The organism is Dyadobacter sp. HNCC25DJ185 (assembly GCF_056895195.1).
In genome coordinates this window covers 1,099,165-1,113,148 of sequence record NZ_JBXHAR010000001.1, presented here as the reverse complement: position 1 = coordinate 1,113,148, position 13,984 = coordinate 1,099,165, and the positions used below count along the sequence as shown (strand labels likewise).

Here is a 13,984-nt window from a genome sequence, read left to right as displayed (position 1 = left end):
GTTTCCAAATCACGATCATTCTTTCTTAATTCCCTTCAGGACCGATGGCCTTCCTCGTATTAGATATTGAAATGACCGGACCGGAACCAGGCTGGAATGAGATCATCCAAATTGGCGCTGAACTGTTTGACGATAGCTGGCGCCCATTGGGGACTTACCTTCAGAATGTATATCCGGAGAACGAAGAGGCTTTTTCTGTCAAATCCGAAGAAATTCACGGTCTTTCCATGGCTGACCTGGAAGACGCGCCGATGATCTATGACGTTCTGCCTGAATTTGAAAAATGGATCAAAAAACTGAATGCAGGCAAACCGGGGCTTTCCAACGTGATCATTTGCGGCCAGAGTGTTATCAATGACATCAATTTCCTACGGTTTGCCTATCGCAGCGAAAAAATGAAATGGTCTTTCTCCAACAAGATGCTGGATTTGCACACGGTATCTTATCTTTTCTTCCAGATTTTAGAGAAAAACGGTAAAACAGTCCCCCGGTCACTGAGCCTGGGATCGGTAGCCGGCTATTTTGGCTTTGAACGTACAGAAGACACACACAACGCCCTGGAAGACGCCCGGCTGACAGCCAAATGCTTTAAGGAGTTTTTCAAACTGATTGATCAGGTCAAACTTGTATGATAGATTATAATCCCAAAGAGTGGTTTCGTTACATCTTCTATTTTCAAAAGGCGGATACAGTCCGCAAACTCACTCCGCTGATCGTTACCATTGGCGTTTATTCTGCAATCATCGCATACCTTTTTATTACACATTGGAAGTTTGGCGAAAACCATGATCTCAAAAATATATCCCTGATGCATTCGCTGCTGGGATTCGTGATCTCCATGCTCCTCGTATTCCGCACCAATACGGCTTATGACAGGTGGTGGGAAGGCCGCAGACAATGGGGGGCGCTTGTAAACAATAGCCGCAACCTGGCGATTAAGATCAATGCACTTTTGGGCCCAGAATATTCCGATGAGCGCCAGTTTTTTCAGAAAATGATACCCAACTATGCCTTCTCGCTGAAAAATCACCTCAGGGGCCGGTATATTCCGGAAGAATTTGAAGATTCAAAACTTTACGAGAAAACATGGCTAAAAACCCAGGACCATGTCCCTAACCAGATCTCTTCAGCGATCTTTGCAAAAGTGATTGAATTGCAGAAAAGAGGCATTCTGCTACCGGAACACATTATTCTGTTAAACAGTCAACTTGAATCCTTTGCAGACATCTGTGGTGCCTGCGAAAGGATAAAAAATACACCTATACCACTGTCTTACAGCTCTTTCATCAAGAAATTTATCTTCACCTATTGCCTTACCTTGCCCATTGGCTACGTGTTCAGCCTGCATTTTCTGGTAATTCCTTTTGTCATGTTCGTGTTTTACATTCTCGCCAGTCTGGAAGTGATCGCCGAGGAAATTGAAGACCCGTTTGGCGAGGATAGCAACGATTTGCCGATTGAGCGGATTTGCAATGGCATCAGGGTATCATCAGAAGCACTGCTTTGGTAAAAATTAGAGTCTGATTAGAAACTGATTAAAATTACTCTTTTTTTTAGGTCTTCCCAGGAGACATTTTTGAAACCGATTTCATTTGCCAATCCACTTTTTCTCTTAAAATCCCTTCCAGTTAAAACCTGTTTTTTGAAGTATCGGCAATTAATAATCGAAACCGGTCCCGATTAGACCCGTTTTTGTCAAAACACGCAATTTTGAGACAAATTAGAGCGCTTGACAACGTCATTTAAAGGTTGCTAATTTCATGCATCCCGCTTTTTGGGAACTATCATTCCACTCATTTAACGATAGCCAACATGAAAAAGAACCAAATTCTGACCGCTTCTTTGATTCTATCTGCTATATTCTCTTTCGGGGCAAAAGCCCAGTCAATCGTCGATCCCGGCATCTCAGTGCACAACTACAAGCACCCCAACAAAGCTGCCAAGGCGAAAGCAAATGGCAGGGAAATGAAAACCGTACGCGTGGAAAGCTACAACACGGTAGAACGCCTGGGTAAGGACCAAAGGAACAGATCTGTCAGCAGCACGCCAAAATATGCGCCCCGGCCCGCCACTCTGGTTGTTTTCAGGGAATACAAGGTTGAGGGAATCGATATCAATCCGTTGCTTTCTCCAAGGAACTATAAAACACCGACGATCTACATCGAAAAGGATACCTCACGGCTTGCTGATAGTCATGCGAAGCCATCCTATCCGACTATCGACTGATCGACTCGCCTCGGTACAAAAAAGCCAGCCATCTTGTGTATGTGCTGGCTTTTTTTGTATCCACTATTCCAGAAATATAAATCACTACTGCCACCTGCGGCATCCAATTGTTGGTAAATCAAGCCGGGCTCCAGAATTAAAAGTTATTAAGGCGCGAAAAAGTATGACGATAGCAAGTTATTCCATTTAACGATTTTATTTAACAATGTTGATTTGCGACGAATATTTGAATTTCATAATTTCGACGTATGATACTGAACGAGACCGTCGAGCATTTCTATCAGACCCATCCGGCTGCGAAGGGTGCGAAAGGACCGGACAAATCGGGCACTGACGAAGGACACTTCAATGTATTTTCCCGGGTCTTCTGTAATAAATATACTTCTTACGCCAGACGGGACTTTTACAAAATCTCCCTGATCATCGGTAAGGGTCAGATTACCTTTGGCGATCAACAGATCGACATCAATAGGAATGCCCTGGTATTTTTTAACCGGAATGTCCCCTATTCCTGGCAAGCGATATCTCCCGATCAATCGGGGTATTTTTGTTTGTTCACTGATCAGTTCCTGAGCACCATGAGCCGCTCTGCCCTATTAAACGATTGTCCGATATTGCGCACCGACAGCATCCCGGTTTATTTTATTGATGAAGTTCAGGAACAATACCTGCTTGGGATTTTCACTAAAATGCAGGCTGATATCGAATCCGGCTACATACATAAATACGACCTGATGCGTAATTATGTGAACGTACTTGCACACGAGGCCATGAAAATGCAGTCTTACGAGCTCAGCGACCTGCATGTGAACGGATCGGCAAGGCTTTCCTCTATGTTCCATGAGTTGCTGGAAAGGCAGTTCCCTATCGAATCGCCTGAGCACAAGCTCAAACTGAAAACAGCGAAAGACTTTGCAACCAAACTGGGGGTACATGTAAACCACCTGAACCGCGCACTTAAAGAAACCACTGGAAAAACGACTACCGAGCACATTATAGACCGGATCGTGTCTCAGTCAAAAGTGATGCTTCGGCATTCCAACTGGAGTGTTGCCGAAATTGCATTTTGCCTGGGATTCGAGTATCCGGCCTATTTTAATAACCTTTTTAAAAAACAAATAGGTATTACTCCGAAGTCCTATCGGATACATGCAAGGTAGCAATGTTTGAATTCTATAAGATATTGTTTGAAAGTAATAAAGATTACCAGCGGTTACACAATTACATTTGCACCGTCATTTGACAGAACTTGCCGTTCGCTATGCCTAAAAGCCACATTTCCCCCTGGTTATTGATCCTTACGCTTTTTGCTACAAGTAAAAAACTTCCCGCGCAGGTCCTTACCTTAAATAGCGCTGTTGAAACCGGGCTATCCAATTATGCCTCTATTAAGGCAAAAAACAATTACCTGAGTGCCTCCAAAGCAACAGTTTTACAAAGCAGGAAAGAGTACCTTCCCAACCTGAATTTATCTGCCCAGCAAGATTACGGAACGGTTAACGGACAAAACGGGCCACTGTATGGTCTGGGCTTGTCGGTCGCATCCTCTGGACTGCCCCTGCCTCAGCAAAACTGGAATTCAGCATTTGGCGCCCTTTACCTAACCAATGTCAATTGGGATTTCTTCGCTTTCGGGCGAGCCAGGGAAAAGATCAATGTTTCGCAGTCCATGGTAAACCGCGACGAAAGCGACCTGGCACAGGAGCAGTTCCAGCACAGCATTCGCGTAGCTGCGGCATATCTCAACCTGCTTGCAGCGCAAAGGCTGACCAAATCATGGGAAAACAATCTGGAGAGGGCTTCTGCACTGAAGAATGTGGTGGTGACACGTGCCAAAAACGGCCTGATCCCAGGGGTCGATTCTTCACTTGCTAATGCGGAAGTTTCCAACGCTAAAATCAGTATTACACAGGCACGCGATTTTGAACAGGAGCAGGCGAATAACCTGGCCAGGTTGATGGGTATTACCAGCCAACAGTTCCAGCTTGACACCCTGTTTATTACGAAAATGCCGCAGTCGCTGTCAGACTCAACATATAAAAGTGAAAACCATCCTTTGCTGAAATTCTATGCCAGCCGGATTGCGGTAAGCGACCAGCAAGCTAAGTACTTCCACACGCTCGGAATGCCCACCTTCTCGTTATTTGGCGTTTTCCAGGGACGCGGGGCAGGTTTCTCGTCAACGTATGCAACAGATCAGCACGCTTACACCCAGAATTATTTCGAGGGCATCAAACCTGTGAGGGCAAATTATTTATTGGGTATTGGGGCTACCTGGAACATGACAAGCATCCTGCGTACGCGACAGCAAGTGACCGCCCAGAACTTTGTATCGAATGCCTTGAAGGAAGAATACAATCTGGTGGATCAGCAAATTAAAAACCAGCTGATCCTCTCTGAAAACAAAATCAAAAACGCGGTCGCCAATTTTCAAGAAGCCCCGGTGCAAGTCAAGTCGGCCTCCGACGCGTATCTGCAGAAAAGTGTTTTGTATAAAAATGGCCTGAGCAACATTGTCGACCTCACCCAGGCACTTTATATTCTTAACCGTGCAGAAACCAACAAGGATATCGCATTGAGCAACTTGTGGCAGGCATTGCTGCTGAAAGCCGCAGCCGCCGGTGATTTTAACATATTTCTGAACCAATAAAGGAAGATGGGTCAGGAATGGCCACCATTGACAACCACAAGTCGATCCTACAAATAACAGTATCATGGATTTAATACGTTTTGCATTACGGAAACCGATCACCATCATGGTGCTGGTGGCCGGTTTGTTCTTTTTTGGTATCAATGCAGTGCGGACCATCAAGGTCGACATTTTTCCAAAACTGGACCTTCCGGTGATGTACATCGCGCATCCATTCGGTGGCTATACGCCGACTCAGATGGAGACCTTTTTTGCCAAGCAATACATCAACATCCTGCTTTATGCAAACGGGATCAAAAGCATTGAAACAAAAAATATCCAGGGGCTGACATTGATGAAGGTCAATTTCTATCCGGGGACTAATATGGCGCAGGCTTCGGCAGAACTAAGCTCTTTCACCAATCGCGCCCAGGCCATATTTCCGCCAGGTTCCAATCCGCCATTTATTATCCGGTTTGACGCGTCCACTTTACCTGTTGGCCAGCTGGTGATCAGCAGTGAAAAACGTTCAAACAACGAGCTGCTAGATTTGGCCAATGTGTATGTAAGATCCACTTTTACCTCTGTTCCCGGTCTCGTCTCCGCACCGCCATTTGGAGGAAATATACGTACAATTGTCGTGAAAGCCGATCCGGAACTGATGAGGTCACACAACATTTCACCAGATCAGATTGTCGAAGCCTTGCGGGTAAACAACCAGACAGCCCCGTCGGGCAATGTACGCATCGGCGATAAAAACTACATTACGCCAACCAATACGACTGTCCGCAACATTGTCGATTTTGAGAACATCCCATTATTCAAAGGCGGTGTACAGAACTTGTATCTCCGCGACGTGGCCACAATCGAGGATGCAGCCGATGTTACAGTAGGTTATGGTCTTGTGAATGGAAAACGGTCGGTTTATTTGAGTATTGCAAAAAGTGCGGACGCCTCTACCTGGGAAGTAGTCCAGAAACTAAAAAGCGCTTTGCCACGCATTCAGAGTACATTGCCCGAAGATGTAAAGATCAGCTACGAGTTTGACCAGTCGACTTATGTGATGAACTCGGTGATGAGCTTGCTTACGGAAGGTGCCATTGGTGCAATCCTGACGGGTTTGATGGTGTTGCTGTTCCTCGGAGACCCTCGCGGCGCGTTGATCGTGATCCTTACAATTCCTACCTCGATCATTTCAGGTGTGTTATTTCTGAATTTGTTTGGCCAAACGATCAACATCATGACATTGAGTGGGTTGGCCCTCGCTATTGGTATCCTGGTGGACGAGAGTACGGTGACTATAGAAAACATTCACCAGCATCTGGATATGGGCAAACCCAAGGCACTGGCGATCTGGGATGCATGTCAGGAGATCGCATTTCCCAAATTACTCATCCTCTTTTGCATCCTTGCAGTATTTGCGCCCGCATTCACCATGGGTGGCATTCCGGGATCACTTTTCCTTCCGCTGGCATTGGCAATAGGTTTCAGTATGATCATCTCCTACTTCCTGGCCCAGACATTTGTTCCGGTTATGGCCAACTGGATTATGAAAGGAAAGCACCACAAGAAAAGCGACGGCACGGAAATGACGGATGCTGAAGAGTTTGCCGCATCGGGATTGAGCAGAAACAAAGAGGAGCAAAAAGAAGCATTGCTCCATCACACCCATCTCAATGCAGAGGGCAAGATCAGCCGTTTCGATCGCATAAGGGCACGTTTTCTGCGCTTCATCGAACGTATGATCCCGTTCCGGAAACCGATCGTCATTGCCTACCTGGTTATCACCACTGCTTTGGCTGCATTAATGCTCAATATGATAGGAAAGGATGTTTTACCGAAAGTAAATGGCAGCCAATTCCAGGTGCGGTTGCGTGCCCCGGAAGGTACGCGTATTGAAAGAACGGAGGAAAAAACATTGAAGACGATCCAGGCGATCAAAGACATTGTTGGTGCAGAAAATGTAGCCATTACGTCCGCCTATGTAGGTCAGCACCCGTCTTTATTCTCAACCAGCCCTATTTATTTGTGGATGGCGGGACCTCAGGAAGCTGTTTTGCAGGTCGGTTTACGTGAAGGCTTTCATACAAACCTGGATGACCTGAAAGAAAAAATCAGGCACCGTGTGAAACAAACGCAACCGGATGTTGCCCTTTCATTTGAGCCAATTGAATTGACAGATAAAATATTAAGTCAGGGTTCGTCCACACCCATCGAAGTGAGGATGTCCGGACGCAATAAAAAGTTAAACGAGGAGTATGCTCAGAAAGTAATGAAAAGTTTAAGGAATATCAGTTACCTCAGGGATATTCAGCTGGGCCAGTCCAATAAATACCCGGCGATCCGCATTGAGGTGGACCGTATCAGGGCAGCGCAACTGGGTGTAGACATGAATGATGTTTCCAGATCGCTTATCGCTTCTACTTCCTCATCCCGATACACCGATAAGAATATCTGGGTAGATGAAAAAGCCGGTTTAAGTTACAACGTGCAGGTCCAGATCCCGGAAAGCAAAATGAACAGTGTAAATGACATAGGCGAAATTCCTTTGCTGCGCAATTCCAACCGGCCTGTATTGGGCGACATTGCCGCCATAACACCGGATACCACGTATGGCGAGAATGATAACCTCGGTTCTATGCCAGTGTTATCCGTGACGGCCAATTTAAATAACACCGATTTGGGGCTTGCCAAAGAGGATGTGCAGAAAGCATTGGCCTCCCTGGGCGAACTTCCACGCGGGCTGACCGTTGAACTGATTGGAATGAGCCAGACGCTGACGGACACGCTCGATAGCTTGCAGAATGGTTTGATTGTAGCGATCGTGGTGATATTCCTGATGCTTGCTGCCAACTTCCAGTCATTTAAAGTTTCAGCAATCGTACTGGCAACTGTGCCGGCAGTTGTGCTGGGGTCGCTTAGCTTGCTTATATTAACCGGCTCTACTTTGAACCTTCAGTCCTACATGGGAATTATCATGTCGGTCGGGGTATCCATTTCCAATGCGGTTCTGCTGATTACCAATGCAGAACAACTTCGAAAGCACAGCGGCAATGCCATTGAGGCGGCGCAAGAGTCGGCCGGTTTAAGACTTCGCCCGATCGTAATGACGGCGGTCGCGATGGTGGTGGGCATGGTACCTATGGCAAGCGGACTGGGCGAGGCAGGTGACCAGTCGTCTCCTCTTGGACGTGCAGTAATCGGCGGGCTGATCGCCTCCACCTTCGCCGCGCTGTTTATCCTGCCGCTGGTTTTTGCCTGGGGGCAAGGCAAGGCAAGCACACAAAGCGTATCCCTCGATCCCGAGGACGAAGACAGTAAATTCTATGTTCCGATCACGAAATGATTTTAAGCACTGAACACATCAGAAAATGAAAAATATCAGTCACATCACGGCAGCAATGCTTTTCATGGCATCGGTTGCCTTATTGCAAGGATGCGGATCGTCCAAAGCTGAGGAAGAGGAAAAAAAGAAAAACGCGGCCGTCGAGGCTCCTGTAATTGAAACATTTACGCTCGAGAAAAAGCAATTGTCTTCCAGTTTGCAAATCCCGGGAGAACTTGTTCCTTTCCAGCAGGTCGACCTGTACGCAAAAGTGAGCAGTTTTGTAAAAAAACTGCACGCCGACGTTGGTACCGAGGTTACCCAGGGGCAGCTTCTTGCCTCGATGGAAGCCCCGGAAATTACCGCCCAGCTTACAGGAAGCCAGTCGCGCCTGAAGTCTCAGGAAGCATTATACCAGGCCAGCAAGGCGAACTACGATCGTCTGCTGGAAACAAGTAAGACACCTGGAACCGTTTCCCAGAACGATCTGGATGTGGCCCTGGCCAAACAGCAATCAGATCTGGCGCAGTTGGAAGCAGCAAGGTCGGCAAGCCGCGAAATCACCGATACCCGAAATTACCTGGAGATTCGCGCCCCTTTCAGCGGCGTGATCACCGCACGTAATGTCAGCGCTGGCGCGTATGTAGGCCCATCTGGCAAAGGATCTGAATTCCCTCTTTTCACATTGGTCGAGCAACGCAAGCTGAGATTGGTAGTGAGCGTTCCTGAGGCATATACAAGTTATCTGAAAAATAACAGCGCGGTAACCTTTAAGGTAAAATCCTTTCCCGACCAGAACTTCCCTGCAAAAGTGACCCGTCTGGCCGGTGCGCTGGACACCCGACTAAGATCGCAAAGAACGGAAATGGATGTGGTTAACAATGATAGAAAACTTTTACCGGGTATGATAACGGAAGTTTCCATTCCGCTTACAGGCGATGTCAACTCATTCGCTGTCCCCAGATCAGCTTTATTGAATTCTACCCAGGGTACCTATGTCATAAAAGTTACAAACAAAAAAGCAGCCTGGGTCCCAGTCAAAACTGGCGCTAAAACGACTGATCAGGTGGAAATTTTTGGGGATATCAAGGAAGGCGATGTCATTGTGAAAGCCGCCAATGAGGAAATCAGGGACGATTCTGAAATTAAAAACCAGAAGACCGTCACGCAATAAGCAGGCAACAAATTCTTTAAAGCCTTTTGCTGCCCGTTAAAACGATGCGTAGCTTAAAACCTGCAAGGTCCGTTTTAACCTCCTGGCAACGTCCGTCTTTGTAAGAATATATACCTTGCTTTCCGTCCGGCAAAGACACGCCATACTTGCCTTCAGAGAGCTTTTTAACGCTGCACATTTTGCCATAACGTTCGGAATAAACTTCGTTGATATTGATAGGCTCTTTGTAATAAAGCCCTGTTATGGTACTGTTGATGGGTGCATTCAATTCCAGCTTGGGCTTGTCCTCAGCATCTTCGCCCGAGAAAAACACTTCATAAAGCGATTTGTTGCTACTCTTTGTAAGCGTCTTCTCTTTCAGATCGCCGTTAACGTGGTGTGAGCACATAGCAGAAACGAGCTTGCCTTGTACGTAATTGGTCTGTGTGGAATAGGTCCCTTTATAAAACATGACCTTAAAGTCCGACTCGATCCGATGGGTTTCGGTGTCGGCAGCCCCCTTGTCGTCAAATACCTTCAGTGAACCGATCGTGCGCCCCGCGACGATCACATCGTAAACATGCTGGCCCTGCGCCATTGAACAGCAGACCAACATCATACCAATAAGCGCGAAACCTGAAATTCTCATCTTCATAAAGTCATTGCCGGAATAGTGTGCAATCTATATATAACAGTATAACTTTCGTTCCTATTGCCCTGCGTCAAAAACCAGAGTCGATTTTGCCTGATTGACAACTAGTTATAAAAAATCAATAAAAAAATGGGGATTGATTGAAACAGTGTCAACCTCAAACTGTCAACCAATCCCGACAGTTTCAGAATATACCGAACTTTAAAGTAAGATTATATGAGATGTTACTTAGATCACCGTCCGTCAGGCCATTTCCCTTCGCACTGAATGCCTTTCGATAGGAAACTCCAGGACTGAAACGCATCCATTTCAAAAGATTGAACTCCACTTGCATTCCCGGTTCCATTACAAAAAAGAATTTAGCATCGTTGCCGTCATAACGGTCACCCCAATCAGAATCCCAGTTGTTGATATCACCTCTGTCGTATTGCAGGCTAAAGCCGGTACCCGTCATCAGGTTTACATTAAAATGAACTGCCTTTGTGGACGCTACCACATATTCGGTCATTAATCCCACTTGTCCGTACTGGTAACTGACTTTGTCCCCGGGGAAATGTTGATTTGCTAAAGGGACAGGAATGTAGTTGGTGGTAGCGGCAGCTTCCACTCCGAGCAAAAATCGCTGATTGATAAACCAGCCGCCATATAGCTCGGGCATATTGGCATAATGTCCGTTGATCTTGGTGAATTTGTTCGACAAAGCAGCATATCCGCCCGATTTATGGATACCTGTACTTTTAAAGATGGTCTCGTTTTGTTGAGCAAAGCTCTCCTCAGAAAATACCGTGCAAAAAAGCAAAATGGATGATAGAACGATCTTTTTCATGATTTCTGAATTTTTTCCTCTCAGACAATCCAGCGAAAGCTTCCCCCTATCCCGTTCCTGGAATTAAATGCCGCGAATGACACTTGAACAGCATTCGTGCCAATTAGTGCATCCGTGGCGTTATCACCATAACGAGTTGCTAAAATGTTATTTGGCCATAGAAAAATCAAGCTGCTGAATTAATGCGGGGTTTTCAGGAGAGAGCGTGAAATACACTTTGATATCGCCATTACTACCCTTCAGCAAAAAAGTCCCGCGCAGCTGATTTTCAGGGATCATGTCGGTTGATCCGGTAATGCTTCCGGTTTTAGCTAAAAGAATATCCAGCTCTTTTTTCCGATGAGAAACGGACCGGTCAGGAAAGAAATTCTCGGCAAAAATGCCGCTCTGCTCCGCATTTTTCCAATCGGGAAGCAGCTTGATCAACTCCTCCTTTCTCTTCTTCAATATCGCAGAAACGGCGATTGGAAGCGGTTTAAGACCAGCCAGTGTGATGATTGTGTCCAATACGGCTGTATTGATGGTCGCCATTCCGGCATAAGTGCGGTTGGCGTAGGCAAGAATACCGATCCCATACTCTGGCAAAATCTGCCATTGGCTTCCAAAGCCAGGCAAACCACCCGTATGTCCGACACCAGTCCGCCCTTCACAGTCCTTGCTCCACCTCAAACCATAGCCATAAGCTGTTGTCATGGCGCATACCCGGCCGCTGGGATATTTAAAACTGGCATTCAAGCTGTTGAAATTCCATGGCATCTGCATTTCACGTACATCACTTCTCAGTACAGGGCCCGTTTCAGGAGTGGAGCTGGGCGGCCAGGCAGACAGATGAAAGCTCACATATTTACTGAAATCGTCGATTGATGTAATCAATCCGCCCATTGCGCCATAGGTACCGTCATGTTCCAGTTCTTCCTCCTTCCAGACGTCGTCCTCATAGCGATACCCGTGGGCAAGCAATGCTTTGGGAGCAAGGGTGTATTCCCAAATGGTATTGTTCATCCCCAGCGGTTTAAAAATCTTCTCGTTGATATATTGCTGGTAAGGTTTGCCCGATACATTCCCGATGATTTTGCCCAATAAAGCAAAACCCAGGTTCGCATATTCATAGGTGACTCCGGGAACATTGGAAAACGATATCCCCTTCCTGATCAAATTAATCAGGTCGTCATCATGGGTATCCAGCTGACGGTCGCCCCAGGGGTTGTCTTCGGGAAAGCCCGCTGCGTGTGTCAGCAAATGCCTGATGGTAATCGGCGGTGCGTCTTTTGTGAGGCCGGGCATATCTTTCAGTTCGGGGATATATAAGTACGCGGGATCGTCGAGTTTCAGTTTCCCCTCTTTTCTCAATGCTAGAATTCCCATCGCGGTAACGCTTTTAGACATCGACGCGATGCGAAAAAGCGATTTCGGCGAAGCTTTGGTGGAAGCAGCTATTTCCGAAAAGCCCTGGCCGCCTGATAATAACAGCTTCCCATCCACCACCAGCCCGAATGCCAATCCAGGAAAATGGTTCCTTTCGGCGTACTCCTTGTATAATTTCTGTATAACAGGCAGTGTGGCTTTGATCTTCTCAGTTCTTTCGGCCGGGGACGGCTGCGCCCGCAAGATCAAGATGGCCAGGGTAAAGCAAAATGTAAAAATCAGTCTCAGCATGAAGCCAGTAAGTTTAGGTGAACATCTTAATTTAAATAATTCCAGTCTCATTTTACTACTATTTTTGATATTCTCCACCCGGTAGGCTTCAACAAAGTATATTCAAAATCCATTTTCTTCATTTTGTACAACACATACTTTTTAACTTTATTTAAAAAGTACGCAGTATCTGCAACTATTACCTTCATAAAACGTTAATTTTGCAGTGTCAAAGCAGTTTAGGTATGATAGTAATCGCCAATGCTGAATTTTTGATCAGAAAATAATTATTGAAAAAATTACATTAGTCAGAAAGATAAATGATGAGCTGCCAAAGCTTGTATAAATTTTCACTCCTATGAATTATTCAATTTTCGCCCCGTCCGACTCCCGAAAGTACCTGCGACTTGCCGTAGCAGCATTCTTTTTTGTGCAGGGTTTGAGTTTTGCAGCCTGGGCGAGCCGCATTCCGGATATTAAGAATATGCTCCACCTGACGGAAGGTGGGTTAGGCACCGTTCTGCTCGCCTTGCCCATCGGTTTGATGGCGAGCCTGCCCATCTCGGGCTGGATGGTTACCCATTACGGCAGCAAGAAAATGATCCTGATCGGTGCAATCTTATATGCGACTACCCTGACATTCATCGGTTTCGTAACAAGGACTGAGCAATTGGTAATCGCACTTTTCGCATTTGGCCTTTGGGGAAACCTGACCAACATTGCGATCAATACGCAGGCCGTGGCCGTAGAGCAGGTTTATGGTAAATCCATCATGGCGTCCTTTCACGGGCTCTGGAGCCTGGCCGGCTTTGTGAGCGCGATGATCGGCTCGTTCTTCATCTCCGTAAGTATCCCCCCTCAGATTCATTTTATTATCATTGCGGTTGCCGCATTCGCGATCATTTTCACTGCCTACAAGCACACCATGCCCGATGGGGAAAAAAACGAAGGAGAACCTCAGCCAATGTTTGTAAAACCTGACCGTGACCTGCTTACCTTGGGCCTTATCGGTTTTTGTGCTATGGTTTGCGAAGGCGCTATGTTTGACTGGAGCGGCGTTTATTTCCAGGAAATTGTAAAAGTACCTTCTTCGATGACTACGCTGGGTTACGTTGCTTTTATGGGCACGATGACTGGTGGTCGTTTCGCTGGCGATTTTCTGGCTAACCGCCTGGGAAGGATGAAAATGCTTCAGATCAGCGGTACCTTAATGGGCACAGGGCTCGCTATCGCCGTGCTTTTCCCCTACCTCATACCATCCACATTTGGTTTTCTACTGGTCGGCTTCGGTGTTTCTTCGGTCGTTCCCCTCGTTTACAGTGCTGCCGGAAGATCCACTACCATGTCGGCGGGAATGGCACTTGCGGCCGTCTCCTCCATCAGCTTTATTGGATTTTTGATCGGACCTCCGTTAATCGGGATCGTGGCGCAGTTCGCCGATCTTCGCTGGTCGTTTGCGATCGTAGGTGTTTTGGCTTCGGTTACTGCTTATTTATCAACCAAAGCGCGCCTGATCAGATAACCTCACTGGTATACAA

General features: G+C 46.6%; 11 protein-coding genes. 8 read left to right on the top strand and 3 right to left on the bottom strand.

The genetic code is table 11. From position 1 onward, the window contains the following. Positions 1-44 precede the first annotated feature (44 nt). The 7 genes from AC1XUF_RS04635 to AC1XUF_RS04605 all read left to right on the top strand — a co-directional run bounded on the left by AC1XUF_RS04635 (position 45) and on the right by AC1XUF_RS04605 (position 9,354). Entirely contained in the window at positions 45-632 is a 588-nt protein-coding gene (locus AC1XUF_RS04635) for a 3'-5' exonuclease (protein WP_483340493.1), read from the top strand. Beyond that, positions 629-1,510 (top strand): bestrophin family protein, encoded by an 882-nt coding sequence (locus AC1XUF_RS04630; protein ID WP_483340492.1) that lies wholly within the window; start codon positions 629-631, stop codon positions 1,508-1,510. The genes AC1XUF_RS04635 and AC1XUF_RS04630 overlap by 4 nt, the downstream gene beginning before the upstream one ends. A gap of 302 nt (positions 1,511-1,812) precedes the next feature. Beyond that, a complete protein-coding gene (locus tag AC1XUF_RS04625; protein WP_483340491.1) occupies positions 1,813-2,226 on the top strand; it encodes a hypothetical protein in 414 nt (137 codons plus the stop codon). A gap of 248 nt (positions 2,227-2,474) precedes the next feature. Continuing rightward, the gene (locus AC1XUF_RS04620) at positions 2,475-3,386 is read left to right on the top strand and encodes a helix-turn-helix domain-containing protein (RefSeq protein ID WP_483340490.1); all 912 of its coding nucleotides are present in this window, start codon (positions 2,475-2,477) and stop codon (positions 3,384-3,386) included. A 101-nt stretch (positions 3,387-3,487) separates the two neighbouring features. Then, positions 3,488-4,876, top strand: a complete 1,389-nt coding sequence (locus AC1XUF_RS04615) for a TolC family protein (RefSeq protein WP_483340489.1) — start codon at positions 3,488-3,490, stop codon at positions 4,874-4,876. A 64-nt stretch (positions 4,877-4,940) separates the two neighbouring features. Beyond that, positions 4,941-8,201, top strand: a complete 3,261-nt coding sequence (locus AC1XUF_RS04610; RefSeq protein ID WP_483340488.1) for an efflux RND transporter permease subunit — start codon at positions 4,941-4,943, stop codon at positions 8,199-8,201. A 25-nt stretch (positions 8,202-8,226) separates the two neighbouring features. Then, on the top strand, positions 8,227-9,354 hold the full coding sequence (locus tag AC1XUF_RS04605) for an efflux RND transporter periplasmic adaptor subunit (RefSeq protein WP_483340487.1): 1,128 nt from the start codon (positions 8,227-8,229) through the stop codon (positions 9,352-9,354). 16 nt (positions 9,355-9,370) lie between these two features. Here AC1XUF_RS04605 and AC1XUF_RS04600 read toward each other — a convergent pair whose 3' ends face one another. From AC1XUF_RS04600 to AC1XUF_RS04590, 3 genes are all read right to left on the bottom strand, one after another. Further along, on the bottom strand, positions 9,371-9,982 hold the full coding sequence (locus tag AC1XUF_RS04600; protein ID WP_483340486.1) for a DUF6134 family protein: 612 nt from the start codon (positions 9,980-9,982) through the stop codon (positions 9,371-9,373). Positions 9,983-10,169: 187 nt separating this feature from the next. After that, positions 10,170-10,811, bottom strand: a complete 642-nt coding sequence (locus tag AC1XUF_RS04595; protein ID WP_483340485.1) for a hypothetical protein — start codon at positions 10,809-10,811, stop codon at positions 10,170-10,172. A gap of 147 nt (positions 10,812-10,958) precedes the next feature. Continuing rightward, positions 10,959-12,467 (bottom strand): serine hydrolase domain-containing protein, encoded by a 1,509-nt coding sequence (locus AC1XUF_RS04590; protein ID WP_483340484.1) that lies wholly within the window; start codon positions 12,465-12,467, stop codon positions 10,959-10,961. Between the two features lie 337 nt (positions 12,468-12,804). Here AC1XUF_RS04590 and AC1XUF_RS04585 point away from each other — a divergent pair, with 337 nt between their 5' ends. Continuing rightward, entirely contained in the window at positions 12,805-13,968 is a 1,164-nt protein-coding gene (locus AC1XUF_RS04585) for an MFS transporter (protein ID WP_483340483.1), read from the top strand. Positions 13,969-13,984 lie beyond the last annotated feature (16 nt).

Excerpts from the sequence above, each read along its gene's own strand:
- AC1XUF_RS04635 (WP_483340493.1), top strand. The coding sequence starts at position 45 with ATGGCCTTCCTCGTATTAGATATTGAAATGACCGGACCGGAACCAGGC.
- AC1XUF_RS04630 (WP_483340492.1), top strand. The coding sequence starts at position 629 with ATGATAGATTATAATCCCAAAGAGTGGTTTCGTTACATCTTCTATTTT.
- AC1XUF_RS04625 (WP_483340491.1), top strand. The coding sequence starts at position 1,813 with ATGAAAAAGAACCAAATTCTGACCGCTTCTTTGATTCTATCTGCTATA.
- AC1XUF_RS04620 (WP_483340490.1), top strand. The coding sequence starts at position 2,475 with ATGATACTGAACGAGACCGTCGAGCATTTCTATCAGACCCATCCGGCT.
- AC1XUF_RS04615 (WP_483340489.1), top strand. The coding sequence starts at position 3,488 with ATGCCTAAAAGCCACATTTCCCCCTGGTTATTGATCCTTACGCTTTTT.
- AC1XUF_RS04610 (WP_483340488.1), top strand. The coding sequence starts at position 4,941 with ATGGATTTAATACGTTTTGCATTACGGAAACCGATCACCATCATGGTG.
- AC1XUF_RS04605 (WP_483340487.1), top strand. The coding sequence starts at position 8,227 with ATGAAAAATATCAGTCACATCACGGCAGCAATGCTTTTCATGGCATCG.
- AC1XUF_RS04600 (WP_483340486.1), bottom strand. The coding sequence starts at position 9,982 with ATGAGAATTTCAGGTTTCGCGCTTATTGGTATGATGTTGGTCTGCTGT.
- AC1XUF_RS04595 (WP_483340485.1), bottom strand. The coding sequence starts at position 10,811 with ATGAAAAAGATCGTTCTATCATCCATTTTGCTTTTTTGCACGGTATTT.
- AC1XUF_RS04590 (WP_483340484.1), bottom strand. The coding sequence starts at position 12,467 with ATGCTGAGACTGATTTTTACATTTTGCTTTACCCTGGCCATCTTGATC.
- AC1XUF_RS04585 (WP_483340483.1), top strand. The coding sequence starts at position 12,805 with ATGAATTATTCAATTTTCGCCCCGTCCGACTCCCGAAAGTACCTGCGA.